We start from the raw sequence: 15,051 nt of genomic DNA, 5'->3' as shown, positions 1-15,051 counted from the left end.
CGCCGGTTGAGCATTCTTTTCTGTTGTAAAGTTTAATAAGGTTTAGTTCTTATGGAGAACCAGTTTCAGCAGTTTGGTAAGCTTTGCTTTCATCTTGGTTCGTGGGAGAATGAAATCCAGAAATCCATGCTCCAGCAGGTACTCTGCCGTTTGGAAGCCTTCCGGAAGATCTCTGCCGATAGTCTGCCTGATTACACGCGGCCCGGCAAATCCAATCAAAGCGCCGGGTTCAGCGATATTAAAATCACCCAGCATTGCATAACTGGCGGTTACCCCTCCGGTAGTCGGGTCTGTCATATAAGAAATGTAAGGAATTCCGGCTTCTTCAAGCTGGGCCAATTTGGCTGATGTTTTAGCCATCTGCATCAAGCTGAGTACACTTTCCATCATACGGGCGCCACCGGTTTGGGAGATAATCATCAGCGGGATTTTATTCTCACGGGCGTAATCGATCGCAACACCCAGTCGCTCGCCCACAACCGATCCCATACTTCCTCCGATAAAAGAGAAATCCATACAGGCCACAACCAGGTCGAGCTTATTCATTTTGCCCACTCCAACTCGTGCGGCATCACTTAACCCGGTCTTTTCCTGATACTCTTCCAGCCGGTCTTTGTATTTCTTTCGGTCTTCAAACTCCAGCGGATCGGTAGGCTGAATTTCTTGCCCGATTTCCTTGAATTTTCCTTTATCAAAGATAATCTCAAAGTACTTCTCACTTCCAATTCTGAAATGATAGCCACTCAGAGGATCTACCCAGAGATTATCCTCCAGCTCGCGCTTATGGATTGTTTCACCGGTTGTAGGAACTTTAATCCAAACCCCTTCCGGCATTTCCTTTTTGGTGTTGGTCTGGATGTTTTCGTCTTTTCTTTTAAACCAGGACATAAACTGTGTTTTGTGAATTTTTCAGAGAGATAAAATAAAGATTCTGAGGGTTAATTCTGAATCTGTTTATACGGATGTATTATTAACCTGACTACTGCTCAAATAATTTGATTCCAGCTCTTCAGCCGTGGTTTTCTTGAAAAACTGTTTCCCCGATGAGCTATTGAAAAGAGCTATCAGAGCATTAGCCGAAATGTTTGTGGTTTCCAGCACTTCAAGTCCTTCCAATTTGTCTTTATGTAAACGGCCAATTCCGGTCCCGATAATCTTCTCACCAGAATTCAGCATCGGCTCAATTTCAGTAAGCTCAAGAATTTCTGACCCGGAAGAAGCTGTAAGCTTTCCCCCCACCTCAAACTTTTGATGGTATAAGTGCTTCCGCCGTGCATTAATTACAGCATGAACGGTTCCCTCACCGGCTGATTGCGCAAAGCCTGCCAGCGTATTGCCGGCATAAACATCGACATTCAAACCAAACAGCATTCCTTTGACCGCACTGGCAGCAATTCGGAGCCCCGTGTAGGAACCGGGACCTGTACTCACCAAAGCAGCATCCAGGTCAGCTATACTAAAGTCATGCTCCTTCATCAATTCCCGGACGTAGAGAAACAACAGTTCGGAATGTGAACCTTTTCGCTCCGTTCTTTTCTCGTGGATCTCCCCTCCATCATCCTGAAAGGAAACCGAGCAAATGTTTGTAGCTGTTTCGAAAGCGAGTATCATAAATGATTACTAAAAAGTCATTATCTGACAGTTAAGATCTGTCTTTGTTTTTACATCCGGATTACTGCCCTGCCTGTTTCAGCAGGCAAGCTTTGCAGGAATGAACGGTATGAATACTATCTCAGCTCGTTAAGCACCAACTGTCCTTTATTGAAAATCCCAACGGCTCTACCCTTCAACGGTTTATCCAGGTAGGGAGAGTTCTTTGATTTGGATCGAACGTTTTTCGGAGTGAAGGTCCATTCTTCTTCGGTATTGAAGAAGGTGAGGTTGGCTTTAGCTCCCTCTTTAATCTCCGGAGATTCCAGGTTCAGAATCTTACGCGGATTATATACCAGTTTATCCATCAGCTGCTGCAAATCCAGTTTCTTGGTTTGAAGCAACCGCTGATTCGTTATCGACCATGCCGTTTCCAGCCCAATAATTCCATTGGGAGCGTAAATGAATTCTACTTCTTTCTCCTCGATGGCGTGCGGTGCATGATCGGTACAAATGGCATCGATAGTTCCATCCACCAAGCCTTCTACCATAGCATCCACATCTTCCTGAGTTCGAAGCGGTGGGTGCATTTTAAAGTTGGTGTCAAAATGCTGCTTCTCAATTTCTTCATCGGTCAGATCAAAGTGATGCGCACAGACTTCCGTAGTTACGTTAATTCCTTTCTTCTTAGCCTGACGCACCAAATCTACCGCCCCTTTGGTACTGATGTGCGCAACATGAATATGTCCACCGGTGTATTCTGCCAGCATGATATCGCGCGCAATCATCACTTCTTCGGCAATCCCCGGAGTTCCATCCAAACCGAGCCGGGTTGCTACCTTGCCTTCGTTCATATGTCCGGGACGGGAAAGGGCCAGATCTTCTTCATGATTGATAATAGGCAGGCCCAGCATCGACGAGTATTCCAAAGCCACGCGCATTACCTGTGAATCGTAAACCGGATCACCATCATCGCTAAAAGCAACCGCACCGCCATCTTTCAGGTCAGCCATTTCAGCAATGGATTTCCCTTTTCGCTCTTTGGTTACACACGCAATCGGGTGAACGTCCACCGGAAGCTTCTCGGATTTTTTGATAATGAACTCAACCACATCGCGGGTATGTGTTGCCGGTTTGGTGTTAGGCATACAAGCCACCGCCGTAAAACCGCCAAACGCAGCGGCATCGCATCCGGTTTTAATGGTCTCTTTGTGTTCAAACCCCGGCTCGCGCAAATGCACATGCATATCCATCCAGCCCGGAGAAACATAGGCTCCTTCAAAATCATGAGATTCCTCCCCTTTCCCGGCTTTAAGTCCACTGCCTATTTCTTTAATTACTCCTTCCTCAATACGGATATCTACGATGTCTTTACCTTTATGAGAGTTACTAACGGGCTTCAGGTTTTTGAGGAGCATGAATTTGTTTTTGAGCTTTCAAGTTCGACCGCAAATATACCGTGATTCGGTGCTAAAGCACAAAGGGACTTTGGGCGGGTTTATTTATTTCAAAACATCCATCAATGTACAAGCACGGATTGAAATCCGTTGCTTGAATAAAGGATAACAGCCTTATCAATTTAGAAATTTTTGTAAGGAATCAGCCTGAAATAGCTCTTACTAAAGAATTGATCAAAAATAGTACTATGCCAAAAACATTGAATCAGGTTTGGGTACACGCCGTTTGGAGTACAAAAGACCGACTACCACTACTAAAGAGATATTTCAGAGGAGAACTGAACATTTACATTAAAGAAAACTCCTTGGAATGGGGTATTCAGGTTGATGTCGTGAATGGTATGCAAGACCATCTGCATGTTCTATTCAAACTTCCAACAACCCTTTCAGTGGCTGAAGTCATAAAACAAATGAAAGGTTCTTCATCAAGGTGGGTGAATGAAAACTACTACCCAAGTGGGAAGTTTGAATGGCAACAGGGATATGGAGTATTTTCGGTTAGTATGAATGATATTAACAGGATTAGGAATTACATCTACAATCAGGAATTACATCATCAAAATCGCTCATTTCAAGATGAGGTTAAGGAATTTGATATCAGGAAAATGTAGTCCTTTATTTAAGCGAAGGATTTCAATCCTTCTTACATTAATTGCCTGTTAGATTCTAAACCTCAACCACCCCCCCATGCCCGATAAACAAATTCCGTTTCTTTTTGATATCCCAACCGTTGCCGAGCTCACCGAGAAGATCAAGAACCTGCTGGAGCAGAATTTTGTGGATATTTTGGTGGAGGGCGAAACCAGCAACGTCAATCAAAGCCGGAACGGGCACTATTATTTCACCCTCAAAGATGCCGATGCCTCCCTTCCCTGTGTAATCTGGAGAAGCACTGCGCAACGGCTTGGCATTAATCTAACCGATGGTCAACAGATAGTAGTCGGTGGCGATATCCAGGTGTATGCTCCCCATGGTCGCTATCAGATGATTGTGAATCTGGTTCAGCAAGCCGGGATCGGGAAGCTTCAGCAGGCTTTTGAAAAGCTGAAGGCAAAGTTGAAAGAAGAAGGTTTATTTGATGACACCCACAAAGTAGCACTTCCCAAATTTCCCGAACGCATCGGGGTGGTGACATCCGCGACCGGTGCCGCTTTTCAGGACATCCGTTCTACCCTGGAAAAAAGATGGCCGCTGGCTGATGTGAAACTTTATCACGCCAGCGTGCAGGGCGTGAATGCTGCGCCGGAAATCGTGAATGGCATCAACTACTTCTCCAATCACAAGAATGTGGATGTCCTGATTATCGGACGTGGCGGTGGTTCCCTGGAAGACCTGTGGCCGTTTAATGAAGAATCAGTTGCCCGCGCTGTCTATCACTGTGAAGTTCCTGTAATCAGCGCGGTGGGACATGAAGTTGATTTTTCCATCTCCGATTTTGTAGCCGATTCCCGGGCCGCTACTCCAACACAGGCGGCTGTACTTGCCGTGCCCGACATTAACGAAATCCGGTTTATGGTAGAAGATTATGCCAAAAAACTGGAGGTTAATACCACCGGAGCCATTGAGTTATATAAAGATAAAGTAGCAAATATGGCGAAGTCACACGCCTTGCTGGCTGTAAAGCAGAAGATGGAATCGGCCCGGTCCCGTATTCTTACCCTGAATGAAAAGCTGGAACACCGGACCGAATCGTTGGTTCGGAACCGAAAAGAACATCTCACCAAATTATTTCACTCTCTGGATAAGCAAAATCCTAACGAACCCCTCGAAAAAGGTTTTGCACGTGTATGGCAGGATGGAAAATGGGTCCGGGAATCCAAAGCTTTCAAAAAAGCATCAGGGTTTGACTTAGAATGGAAAGATGCAAAAGTCACTCTTGGAGAATAAGAACCACATAACGGTTTTAGGAGCCGGTGTTTCCGGTCTGACAACCGCCATTGTGCTTGCCGAGCATGGCTTCAAGGTAAACATCATTACAAAAGAACTTCCCAAACAAACCACTTCGGCCGTAGCTGCCGCCATTTGGTTTCCTTATGAAGCCTACCCGACAAACAAAGTAAACAGTTGGAGCCGCAGGTCGCTTTTAAGATTCAAGCATCTTGCCCAGAATGAAGACTCCGGGGTCTCTTTCATCCCCTTCACAGCCTATCTCGACACCCGGGAAAAACCGTGGTGGCTGGATGCTTTACCGGGCGAGAATATACTTAATGACAACGTTCAGCATCCGGTTCACCCCAATTACAGAGGATACACCCTCAACGTACCTTTGATAGAAACTCCCATCTATCTGGAGTACCTTTTGAATCGTATTAGAGAATCAGGCGGGGAAATAATCCGGCAGGAAGTTACCTCTGTTGATGAACTTGAAGCATATTTCCCGGTGGTGAATTGCACCGGTTTAGGCGCAAAGCATTTATTCAGTGACGAACAACTGTACCCCATTCAGGGACAGGTTCTGCGAGTAGCTCCTGATCAGAAAATTCAGGGAATGGCCACCGAGTATGAGCTGGGAGATCAGGAAATGGCTTACATCATTCCGCGAAGGGATGGAATTATATTAGGTGGTTCCGCCAAAAAGTATCAAACTTCTACCAAAGCGAATCCCTCCCTTACAGAACGAATCCTTACATATTGCTCGGAATTTGAACCTGCTGTTTTGGAACTGCCGGTATTAGATGTGAAAGTTGGGTTACGTCCCGGAAGACCACAAATCAGGCTGGAAAAAGATCCTCATTTGCCCGTAATCCATAATTATGGCCATGGCGGCGCGGGTTATACCGTATCCTGGGGATGCGCTGAAGATGTGATGAACCTAATCTGATCACTTCATCAATTCTTAATAAGAACAATTTATCCTTTGCAAAAAAATAAACGTGCCGTTCTTAGTAGCGGAACAGTAGGTTATATGAAATGTCCTGAAATGATGGGTTTTGACAAAACGCTTCGGTACTTAATCGTTTTGGGAATAATAACGGTTAACGCCTTAAGGAATTTTAAGTCACCGCCGATAAGGGTAGGACAATTTTTAAGTAACTATAATTATCCAACAAAAAATTTTACCAAGAGAATGATCTCCAGAATAAGTTTTACGATTGCAGTGTTCGCTGCATTTTTTTTGAACGCCAACGCACAGGATAACAGCAATTTTGACTTTTCAGGGAACGCCAGGTTTGCCTACGTAAGCTCCTCGGGAGAAGCTCTTGAGCACTTTGAAGGTACTTCTTTCCTGAGAGTCCGGGTTGGAGCTTTTTATACATTCAACGAGAATCACGGATTCAAAGCCCGGTTAGCTACTACTCAGTCTTCTGAATTCCCGGAAGTCAGTTTTACCATACAAGCCGATGGCGGCGGACTTAATCGCGGAAGCATTTCTTTTGATGAATTTTACTATCGGTTCAAGAATGAACAAACCGAGGTAAAAGCAGGACGTTTTCAGTATTACCCAAAAGTTCTTTCCAATGCCGGAAGAAGTCATTTCCGCTTTATGAGCAACAACATAAACATTCACTGGGTGGATGGGATTTATGTGAAAAGAAACCTGAATGAAGACTGGTACGGAGAAATCTTAGGGGAGTATCAGCCGCGCAATAATACCTCTTACTCCTACCGCGGAGCGCTTAATTTTGGTAACAACGAGCATAACCTGGTTTCTTATCTTGGGCTCGAAAACCGAACGCGCGATGACAACAACTTCATACAAAAAGGATTTGGGCTGTTTGTAGCGCCCAATGCTTATTTCAAATCCGGTGGTTACAGCACCTACCTGGCTGTAATGAGCCGCCTGGTTTACGACCTGCCCAAGCCCGATGCCCTTAACGGAGGAAGTTTCCGTATTGCCGCCGAAATTGGCCAAAACCTGAATACGACCTTTGAAGACGGAACCAGTGCTGTGCTTTCTTTGGGCGTGCACAATTTCGCAGACAAGCACCAGTTTATGGTTGAGTTTGCCAAAACGGATTCAGACTGGCTTACTCCAAATGTATATGGACCTAATTCCGATGAAGTTGAATTCAGATATCGATACTTCATCACTGATGATTTAAATATCGATTTCCGGTACCGAATCCGTGAGTCCCGAAGTGATTTTGTGGATACGAACTACAACTTCTTTGCCCGGGCTACATACTCTTTCTAAAGAACATTAGGATATTACGCTTCCTGTTTAGGATAACAGCCGAGGACCTTTAACTCCTCGGCTTTTTTATTGAGCTCATCCAAACCGGCAGAAACTTCAGGGTCGTCTATATTGGCAAGAATATCCAGGTAGAAAGAATACTTCCAGGGTTCATTCAACCTTGGGCGCGATTCCAGCTTGGCCATGTTGATTTTATGCTTATGCAAAATATTCAGGCATTCTATCAAAGAACCCTCTTCGTTTGAAGTCACCATCATCAGGGATGTTTTAGCCGGTATTTGAACGTCAACCTGAACCGGCTCTTTAGCGGCTACCACAAAGCGGGTATAGTTTTCTTTTTGATTGGCAATGTCGTGTTCAATCACATGTAGTCCGTATAAGTCTGCCGCATGGGCTCCGGCAATAGCTGCCTGGGATAAATCTCCGTCTTCCAGTACTTTTTTGGCCGACATGGCCGTATCCAAATATGACTCCACCTTACACCGCGGGAGCTTCGTTAAGAACTGCGAGCACTGGGCAATGGCCTGGGGGTGTGACATGATCCGCCGGATTTTACCTAATTCTACTTGTTCTACGGCCATCAAGCAGTGAACTACCTTCAGAATTTCCTCTCCCACAATATGGAGTTTTTCATTTCCCAGAATGTCATAAGTATCGTTGATGGAGCCGGCCGTGGTATTTTCTATGGGTAACAATGCATAATCCACCTTGTCATCCAAAACAGCCTGCGCCGCCTGCTGAAAGGTGTCATAGCCAATGGCATCCACCGTTGAATAACGATCGCTAAAGTGACGAGTAGCTGCCTGATGACTGTAAGCCCCATCGGTTCCCTGGTAAGAAACCCGAATGACTTCCCCCTCCGATTTCTCGTTCTGATGATCAACCAGGGAGTGTGTCTGAAAGCGTACCGAGTTGGTGATGATTTCCCGAAACAGGTGTTCAGCGTAATATCGATCCAGGCCGACTTCATGGGCCAAATCCCGAATCCGGTTTAATAGCTGCTCTTCCTTTTCAAGATCCCGGATGCCCTGTTCATTTTTGAGCTTCAAATCCGAGACTTCCTTTACCAGTCCCTGTCGCTGAGCCAGCGCTTTAAGAATAGTCCGGTCTATATCATCCAGTTGCTTGCGGATGGAGTCTAATTCATCTGACATATCAATATTCCTATCTGTGAGTGATTATGGAAAGTAGTAAATGTGATGGGCATTTAAAGAAGGAATTTTGGGTTGATGAATGGGTTCTGCTAACTCTGATATTTTCACTTCAGATTATTGAACCTTGATTAGGAGGATTCTGGGATTTGCTTGATTAGAAGATGCTTTATCCCACTAAAATTAAGTACAAGTTGCCCTTTTTGCAGGAAGGATGGAACCGGGAACTGGCTATTTGGCGGAATACCCAAAATTAGCTATTGTGGAAAATCACCCGAATTAAAATTCATGACTATGACTAATCTTTTCTTTATCCCGCTCCTCACTGTATTATTTCTGCTTCCTGCGCAGGACCCTGCCACCGATGTTGATGCTCTCTGGGATGAAATGAGCCGAACCGTAGAAGAAGGTGCATTTGAGGATTATGCAGCCTTATATCATGAAGATGCTGTTTTGGTAAATGGCATTTCCGGAGAGAGCTACCCCATTTCAAGTGCCTTAGATGGCTGGAAGCAAGGCTTTCTGGATACCAAAGCTGGGAAAATGAAAGCCGGTGTAGAGTTTCGCTTCAGTAAAAGAATGCACAGCGAAACCACCGCTCATGACACTGGCATTTTTAACTACTATTCGCAAATGGAGGGGAAAGAACCCCAGCCGATTTATGTTCACTTTCAGGGACTATTGGTGAAAAAGGACGGCGAATGGAAACTGCTGATGGAGTACCAGGAGTCTATGGCCACTGAGGAAGAATGGGAGAAGTTGAAGTAATAAAAATGGTACGATTTACTAAAACTTTTCTACCGATCCTCCGTAGTTTGCAGCCATGATCTATGCTATTACCGTGCTCGCCATCTCATGGGTGATTGTCTATTTATCAGAGAAAAAGAACCTTTTAACTATTTGGTTTACACCTCTAAGTCAAAGGACTAAAGAGTTCGTCAGCGGATTTCTCATTCTTGCGATTTTGAGTGCCATCACTCAATTACTCTTCGGATACTTAAGTGGTGTAAGCTGGCAACTCAGTGATAGCATCACCCCTGAACTGATTTTTAATTCCACCTTTTATGATTTGAAATCTGTTTTATTTGAAGAACTCACATTCAGGGGCATTATTCTGTACCTGCTACTCAGATATACAGGGAAAAGACAAACTTCCCTTCTGCTAACCGCTGCCGCATTTGGGGTTTATCACTGGTTTACTTTTGGGGTAATGGGAAACATCATGGCAATGATTGTGGTATTTATTATAACCGGATACATGGGTTATGTTTTCGCTGTTTCCTATGAAAAAACAAACTCCATCATACTTCCCATAGCTCTTCACCTTGGGTGGAATGTTATTAACAACACCATGTTTTCAAACGGCCCCAACGGAATTCAACTTTTAGAAGCTGTTCAGGGACAAATGCCTTTTGATCCTGGAGCTTATTCAGGTTTAATCAGTTTGGGCTGGTACCTGTTAATTCCTTCAGTCGTTCTGTTCATACTTCACAAATGCTATACCCCTCAAACCAAAGACTTTAAACTGCTATAGTCTTTTAGGCTTAAGTACCCGGGAAAGCCTTTCTTCCTCCACTACCAGCAGCAACTATACACTAACTTGTTAATTGATCTCATAAATTTGCATATCATTCTAAATTTAATAGATTTAGTTATACGTTTAATCAAATGGATCTGTCATGAACATTTTTCGGTGTACTATCTTATCTCTTCTATTAATTGTAGCATTTAATTCCAAGGGGCTTGCTCAGGCCGAAGTTGATTCCGCATATATTGATTATTTAAATAGCTCCTGGGATGAAGTCCAGGCAACTGAATATGACGATTCCATTCAGTCAAAGTATGCTTCCGAATTCTATGAATATTATCTGGAGCACGAAGAAACCGTGGCCGGAAAAAAAGCTTTACAGAGTGCCCTAATGATGTGGGGAAATACCGGAAATGCGGCTATCATGGATGAAGCCATTAGTAAGTTTAAACCTGACTCTGATGTGTGGGCTTGGGTTCCTAACTCTCTCGGCCATGCATATGTAGGAGATTCTAGCAGAACCCATCAGGATGCTATGAAGAAACTTGAATCCTTAAAAGATTACGTCACTAATCCGGTTGGCAAATCTGCTATTCTTACATCGCTTGTCAGAGTTTATAAACGAAATCCCGACACCCACCAAAAGGCACTTGAATATGCGCAGGATCTGGTTGAAATTAATGAAAGTAAATGGTTCGTCGATCTTGGACTGGGCGCTATTTATGAATTGGAGTCTTTGGGAATTGGACAGGCTGCGCCGGAATTCACAGCTACAACTTATCACGGGGAAGAATTCAACCTCGCCGATCATAAAGGCAAATATATCATTCTCGACTTTTGGGCGACATGGTGCGGGCCCTGCATGCCTGAAATTCCGGTTATTAAGTCCTTGAGAGAAACATACCCGGAAGAAGATTTAACCATCTTAAGTATTGCACTGGAGGAAGATTCAGAGAAATACGACAAATTTCTTACTGAGAACGGGATGACCTGGACTCAAATCCTCCAGGAAAAAAAGAGGGAAGATGAAATTCCTACCCTATATAATGTTGGCGGCATTCCCCAAAAATACATTATTGGGCCTGAAGGAAATATTGTGGCCAAGCATCTTCGGGGCGAAAGGCTCACTGCAAAAATGGACACCTTGATAAACCGAAAATAGAGTTAGTGGCTATTCTTCTTCATCCAGCCAGCCAAACCTGCGTTGCAGCGATTTGATAGTGATGGCATGCCGTTCGGTGCCCCGGGTTCCCAGAAGAAACCCGATGGGCTTGAGGTCTTCCACATTTTCACAGACGATTTTAAACAAACCGAGGTACGGAATGATGATCAGCATGCCCGGCACTCCCCAAATCATGCTGGCCGCTATCAATGAAAAAATAATGACCAGCGGATTTATCTGAACGTATGAACCGGTGATATTCGGGGTTAGGATGTTGTTCTCTAAAAACTGGACGATCAAAAACTGGATGAGGATTGGGATGGCCAAGCCCGGCGTTCCGGTTCCTAAAGTAAATAGCAGCACTACCCCATAACCAAGCACAGTGCCTAAATATGGGATCAGGTTAAACAGGGCAGCAATTATTCCGAAGAGCAAGGCATATTCCAGTCCAATCAGGTAAAACCCAAGGGAATTCAATCCCATCAGAATAAAGCATACAATCACCAGTCCTTTCAAATATTTTGGCACTACTTCTGAAGCCTGATCAATGATATTCTGTGCGGCTTCCTCCTGGTCGTTATAGATCAGCATAGAGATAAAGTCCCGGAATTTATCCCTGTAAAACAGCAGCAGGAAGGTATAAACAGGAATCAGCCCAAGACTCAAAAGCGTATTTGTGGTGGCTGTAAAAAGCTGACTTATATACTGCCCGGTTTCGCCCAGCGACTCAATCAAAGAATCAATCCCCGAGATATAAATACCGGTATATGCTCCGATTGCATCAAATATACTTTGGATATTGATCTCGAACTGCTCTTTTAGTTTTGGGAAGTCTTCCGTGAAGTTTGTTGATAGTGTACCAATGACCGCCACGACGCCCGTCACAATGGCTATAAAACCCAACACCACGATAAAGTTGGTTGCAATACGTGGGATTTTGTGTTTTTCAAGCCAATCGGCGTAAGGGAAAAGCAGGTAGGCCAGCATAATACTCAGAAACAAAGGCACCAAAAGCGGACGGGCTAAAATCAATGCGGCTACCACCAAAAAGGCGAAAGCCAGTCGTATGGTGTTTCGAAGTAAAAGTGGATATTCATTCATAGGATTCGATTTTATGCCAAAGGATACAATTCGAACAGCAATATATCATCATTAATATAAGCTTAAGTCTATATTATTTTTTCTAACAGGATGGGACTTTGTTTCTGCATTTTTATTACACTCAAGTTCACTCTAACTAATTGTGCGCCTTATGAAAAGAATGATTACGCTTTGTTTGACCCTGCTGCTTTCTGTGAACGTGATGGCACAGCTTAGTACCGCCGACCGCAATTTTGCTGTCGAATACCTGAATGCAACTCACCAAAATATTGTGGATTTGGTGGAACCTCTACCTGATGAAGCCTGGAATTACACCCCTGAAGACGGTGGCTGGTCGGTAGCCAACTGCCTGGAGCATATCCTGACTACAGAATCCTCGTTTTTTCAAATGGCCCAGGGATATATGAGTCAGTCTGAAGCAGATCCCGATTTTGACAGTTCTGTTTCGGATGGAGTACTCATCGGGATGATGGCCAATCGCGGAACCCGAGTCCAAACAGCCGAGCAATTCGAACCTTCGGGCAAGTGGACCACCAAACAGGAAATGCTGGATGAACTGGAATCCTCCCGGGATCGACTCATCAACTATCTTTCAAATGCCAAGCAGAACCTCAGAGATCATAAAGCAAATACTCCATTCGGAGAAATCGATACCTACCAGGTATTTTTGCTTGTGGGAGCCCACAGCCAGCGACATACTTTCCAGATGCAGGAAGTACTGGGCGAAATGGAAGGAATGTAAGTGAACTTAAAAGCCTCTTATATCAAGTAAGAGGCTTTTCTTTTTACTTATCCGTCAACCATGCAACACCGGGAAGTTCTTTTCCTTCCAGGTACTCAAGGCTGGCTCCGCCGCCGGTAGAAACATGTGATACCTCATCACTGAGGCCTGCCTTTTTGATTGCAGCTGCAGAGTCACCACCTCCAATAATGGTGGTCGCTCCGAATTTAGTGGCTTCAGCCAGGGCTTCCGCAACAGAGAAGGTTCCGTCTGCAAAGTTCTCCATTTCAAACACCCCCATCGGTCCGTTCCATAGTACGGTTTTGGCAGCCTTAATCTGGTTTCCAAAAGCAATGGAAGACTGTGGGCCTATGTCGAGTCCCATCCAGCCGTCTTCAATACCTTCTTCATCTACCACTTTGTGTTCTGCATCGTTGTTAAATTCTTTGGCAACTACAGAATCCAGTGGCAGCATAAACCGGATGCCTTGTTCTTCGGCTTCCTGAAGCAGCTCTTTGGCTAATTCAACTTTATCATCTTCAACCAAAGAATTTCCAATCGGCCAGCCTTTGGCTTTATAAAAAGTATAAGTCATACCCCCGCCAATAATGATGGAATCCACTTTTGAAATCAGGTTCTTAATCACTCCGATTTTATCGGACACTTTAGCTCCACCCAAAATTGCCACAAACGGACGATCCGGATCATTGATGCTTTCTTCCAGGTACTTAATCTCTTTCTCCAGCAAAAATCCTGAAACAGCCGGCTGCAGATAGCGTGTAACTCCAGCCACCGAAGCATGGGCACGGTGACTGCTTCCAAAAGCATCATTCACAAACACATCGGCATGGGAAGCCAGCGCTTTGCTAAACGACTCATCATTCTTGGTTTCCCCTTTATGAAAGCGGACATTTTCGAGCACAACCACTTCTCCATGCTTGGCATTGTATATCGCCTCTTCTGCTTTATCCCCTATACAATCTTCCGCGAAGTGAACTTTGGCATTAATTAACTCAGCTAAGTGGTTGGCTGCCGGTTTCAGGGAGAATTCAGGTTCCGGCATCCCCGACGGTCGCCCAAGGTGGCTGGTCAATATCAATAACCCGCCATTCTGAATTACGTGCTTTATAGATGGCAGTGCCTGTACAATTCGATTGTCATCAGTGATTTCCCCGTTTTCAATAGGCACGTTAAAATCTACGCGCATCAGCACTTTTTTCCCTTTTACATCAATATCGTTGAGTGTGAGTTTCGCCATGGCTTGAGTAAATAAATTGTTTGGTAATTCGGTGATGAAGGTACCAAGATCTCTCCACGAAATGAAGCGGTAATCACCGCCCTGATAATAAGTCTTCGACTTTTATCTGTCCCTCCCCGGAGGGACACAGGTATTTGTGCATTACAAAATCTATGAACAAACCCATACACCACCACCCCAAAGAATATCCCTCTCCCCGAGAGGGAACATTTGAGCCCCGCTCAAATCAGGGCGAGGCGGGTACAACCCCACCCCGTAGCATAAAACCCCAAAGAACACTACTTTCCCAAAAAAGAGGGTGCAAATATGTCAAGAAACTCCGCTTTTAACTACTATAACAAAGACCTTAGACCCAATGCCCGTTCTTTACGGAAAAACATGACCAAAGCAGAGGTTTGCCTTTGGAAATACGGGCTTCGGAAAAAGCAGCGCATGGGATACACGTTCAACCGGCAACGACCTGTTTTGAATTACATCGCTGATTTCATGTGCAAAAAGCTGAAATTGATCATTGAAGTGGATGGTTCAAGCCATGACAGCCCGAAAGCTTTTGAATACGACCAACGAAGGCAGCGACATTTAGAAGAAGCCGGGTTCAGGGTGATCAGGTTCCGAAACAAAGATGTGCTTACCAATATGGATGCGGTGCTTATGGCTATAGATAAAGTGATTTTGGAATTAGAGGACGGGGCAGAGTCCGGACCTCCGCCCTGATCATAGTCTGCGACTATGATCTGTCCCTCCCCGGAGGGACACAGGTGTTTGAGTTATACAAATATTTGAGTGAACTCACACCTCTATTTCCCAAAGAACATCCCTCTCCCCGAGAGGGAACATTTGAGCCCTGCTCAAATCAGGGCGAGGCGGGTACGCCCGGTTTCTGATCCTAATCCCGAAAGCGCTTTTATCCCTGCTTTTCAATCAAATAATGGATATTTTCTCAGGGCA

General features: G+C 44.6%; 15 protein-coding genes. 9 read left to right on the top strand and 6 right to left on the bottom strand.

Annotated elements, in window-relative coordinates; all coding sequences use genetic code 11:
• Nucleotides 1–42: 42 nt before the first annotated feature.
• The 3 genes from accD to JJ941_RS02015 all read right to left on the bottom strand — a co-directional run bounded on the left by accD (nucleotide 43) and on the right by JJ941_RS02015 (nucleotide 3,008).
• Nucleotides 43–888, bottom strand: coding sequence for an acetyl-CoA carboxylase, carboxyltransferase subunit beta (accD, locus tag JJ941_RS02025; RefSeq protein WP_290961745.1), 846 nt, complete (start codon nucleotides 886–888; stop codon nucleotides 43–45).
• Nucleotides 889–954: 66 nt separating this feature from the next.
• A complete protein-coding gene (tsaB, locus tag JJ941_RS02020) occupies nucleotides 955–1,611 on the bottom strand; it encodes a tRNA (adenosine(37)-N6)-threonylcarbamoyltransferase complex dimerization subunit type 1 TsaB (protein WP_290961743.1) in 657 nt (218 codons plus the stop codon).
• Nucleotides 1,612–1,727: 116 nt separating this feature from the next.
• Nucleotides 1,728–3,008, bottom strand: a complete 1,281-nt coding sequence (locus JJ941_RS02015) for a dihydroorotase (RefSeq protein WP_290961740.1) — start codon at nucleotides 3,006–3,008, stop codon at nucleotides 1,728–1,730.
• Nucleotides 3,009–3,235: 227 nt separating this feature from the next.
• Between JJ941_RS02015 and tnpA the strand changes: the two genes are divergently transcribed.
• The 4 genes from tnpA (at nucleotide 3,236) to JJ941_RS01995 (ending at nucleotide 7,182) form a co-directional block, all read left to right on the top strand.
• Nucleotides 3,236–3,658: an IS200/IS605 family transposase gene (tnpA, locus tag JJ941_RS02010; protein WP_290961737.1), complete on the top strand. Its 423-nt coding sequence runs from the start codon at nucleotides 3,236–3,238 to the stop codon at nucleotides 3,656–3,658.
• A gap of 76 nt (nucleotides 3,659–3,734) precedes the next feature.
• Nucleotides 3,735–4,934 (top strand): exodeoxyribonuclease VII large subunit, encoded by a 1,200-nt coding sequence (xseA, locus tag JJ941_RS02005; RefSeq protein WP_290961734.1) that lies wholly within the window; start codon nucleotides 3,735–3,737, stop codon nucleotides 4,932–4,934.
• A complete protein-coding gene (locus tag JJ941_RS02000) occupies nucleotides 4,924–5,868 on the top strand; it encodes an FAD-dependent oxidoreductase (protein ID WP_290961732.1) in 945 nt (314 codons plus the stop codon). Before xseA ends, JJ941_RS02000 begins: the two co-directional genes overlap by 11 nt.
• A 246-nt stretch (nucleotides 5,869–6,114) precedes the next feature.
• Nucleotides 6,115–7,182 carry a hypothetical protein gene (locus tag JJ941_RS01995; RefSeq protein ID WP_290961729.1) on the top strand — a complete coding sequence of 356 codons (1,068 nt, stop codon included), beginning with the start codon at nucleotides 6,115–6,117 and terminating at the stop codon, nucleotides 7,180–7,182.
• A 14-nt stretch (nucleotides 7,183–7,196) separates the two neighbouring features.
• Here the strand turns inward: JJ941_RS01995 and pheA are convergent, their stop codons facing one another.
• Nucleotides 7,197–8,336, bottom strand: coding sequence for a prephenate dehydratase (pheA, locus tag JJ941_RS01990; RefSeq protein WP_290961726.1), 1,140 nt, complete (start codon nucleotides 8,334–8,336; stop codon nucleotides 7,197–7,199).
• Between the two features lie 291 nt (nucleotides 8,337–8,627).
• On the opposite strand from pheA, the gene JJ941_RS01985 reads away from it, so the two are divergent.
• From JJ941_RS01985 to JJ941_RS01975, 3 genes are all read left to right on the top strand, one after another.
• Complete coding sequence (locus tag JJ941_RS01985) at nucleotides 8,628–9,101, top strand: nuclear transport factor 2 family protein (protein ID WP_290961723.1); 474 nt, start codon at nucleotides 8,628–8,630, stop codon at nucleotides 9,099–9,101.
• Between the two features lie 55 nt (nucleotides 9,102–9,156).
• On the top strand, nucleotides 9,157–9,867 hold the full coding sequence (locus JJ941_RS01980) for a CPBP family intramembrane glutamic endopeptidase (RefSeq protein ID WP_290961720.1): 711 nt from the start codon (nucleotides 9,157–9,159) through the stop codon (nucleotides 9,865–9,867).
• Between the two features lie 145 nt (nucleotides 9,868–10,012).
• Nucleotides 10,013–11,023, top strand: a complete 1,011-nt coding sequence (locus JJ941_RS01975; protein ID WP_290961717.1) for a TlpA disulfide reductase family protein — start codon at nucleotides 10,013–10,015, stop codon at nucleotides 11,021–11,023.
• A 9-nt stretch (nucleotides 11,024–11,032) separates the two neighbouring features.
• Here the strand turns inward: JJ941_RS01975 and JJ941_RS01970 are convergent, their stop codons facing one another.
• Nucleotides 11,033–12,124, bottom strand: coding sequence for an AI-2E family transporter (locus tag JJ941_RS01970; RefSeq protein ID WP_290961714.1), 1,092 nt, complete (start codon nucleotides 12,122–12,124; stop codon nucleotides 11,033–11,035).
• Between the two features lie 151 nt (nucleotides 12,125–12,275).
• On the opposite strand from JJ941_RS01970, the gene JJ941_RS01965 reads away from it, so the two are divergent.
• Entirely contained in the window at nucleotides 12,276–12,866 is a 591-nt protein-coding gene (locus JJ941_RS01965; protein ID WP_290961711.1) for a DinB family protein, read from the top strand.
• A gap of 43 nt (nucleotides 12,867–12,909) precedes the next feature.
• Here JJ941_RS01965 and JJ941_RS01960 read toward each other — a convergent pair whose 3' ends face one another.
• Nucleotides 12,910–14,103: a phosphoglycerate kinase gene (locus tag JJ941_RS01960; protein ID WP_290961708.1), complete on the bottom strand. Its 1,194-nt coding sequence runs from the start codon at nucleotides 14,101–14,103 to the stop codon at nucleotides 12,910–12,912.
• 306 nt (nucleotides 14,104–14,409) lie between these two features.
• On the opposite strand from JJ941_RS01960, the gene JJ941_RS01955 reads away from it, so the two are divergent.
• Nucleotides 14,410–14,817 (top strand): endonuclease domain-containing protein, encoded by a 408-nt coding sequence (locus JJ941_RS01955; protein ID WP_290961705.1) that lies wholly within the window; start codon nucleotides 14,410–14,412, stop codon nucleotides 14,815–14,817.
• The last annotated feature ends 234 nt before the right edge of the window (nucleotides 14,818–15,051 follow it).

It is taken from the genome of Gracilimonas sp. (assembly GCF_017641085.1).
Taxonomy (GTDB): Bacteria; Bacteroidota; Rhodothermia; order Balneolales; family Balneolaceae; genus Gracilimonas.
The sequence above is the reverse complement of the archived record's forward strand: the minus strand, read 5'-3'. Positions and strand labels throughout refer to the sequence as shown.

Bases quoted from the DNA above. Each gene is read 5' to 3' on its own strand.
- accD (WP_290961745.1), bottom strand. From the start codon at position 888: ATGTCCTGGTTTAAAAGAAAAGACGAAAACATCCAGACCAACACCAAA.
- tsaB (WP_290961743.1), bottom strand. From the start codon at position 1,611: ATGATACTCGCTTTCGAAACAGCTACAAACATTTGCTCGGTTTCCTTT.
- JJ941_RS02015 (WP_290961740.1), bottom strand. From the start codon at position 3,008: ATGCTCCTCAAAAACCTGAAGCCCGTTAGTAACTCTCATAAAGGTAAA.
- tnpA (WP_290961737.1), top strand. From the start codon at position 3,236: ATGCCAAAAACATTGAATCAGGTTTGGGTACACGCCGTTTGGAGTACA.
- xseA (WP_290961734.1), top strand. From the start codon at position 3,735: ATGCCCGATAAACAAATTCCGTTTCTTTTTGATATCCCAACCGTTGCC.
- JJ941_RS01995 (WP_290961729.1), top strand. From the start codon at position 6,115: ATGATCTCCAGAATAAGTTTTACGATTGCAGTGTTCGCTGCATTTTTT.
- pheA (WP_290961726.1), bottom strand. From the start codon at position 8,336: ATGTCAGATGAATTAGACTCCATCCGCAAGCAACTGGATGATATAGAC.
- JJ941_RS01985 (WP_290961723.1), top strand. From the start codon at position 8,628: ATGACTAATCTTTTCTTTATCCCGCTCCTCACTGTATTATTTCTGCTT.
- JJ941_RS01980 (WP_290961720.1), top strand. From the start codon at position 9,157: ATGATCTATGCTATTACCGTGCTCGCCATCTCATGGGTGATTGTCTAT.
- JJ941_RS01975 (WP_290961717.1), top strand. From the start codon at position 10,013: ATGAACATTTTTCGGTGTACTATCTTATCTCTTCTATTAATTGTAGCA.
- JJ941_RS01970 (WP_290961714.1), bottom strand. From the start codon at position 12,124: ATGAATGAATATCCACTTTTACTTCGAAACACCATACGACTGGCTTTC.
- JJ941_RS01965 (WP_290961711.1), top strand. From the start codon at position 12,276: ATGAAAAGAATGATTACGCTTTGTTTGACCCTGCTGCTTTCTGTGAAC.
- JJ941_RS01960 (WP_290961708.1), bottom strand. From the start codon at position 14,103: ATGGCGAAACTCACACTCAACGATATTGATGTAAAAGGGAAAAAAGTG.
- JJ941_RS01955 (WP_290961705.1), top strand. From the start codon at position 14,410: ATGTCAAGAAACTCCGCTTTTAACTACTATAACAAAGACCTTAGACCC.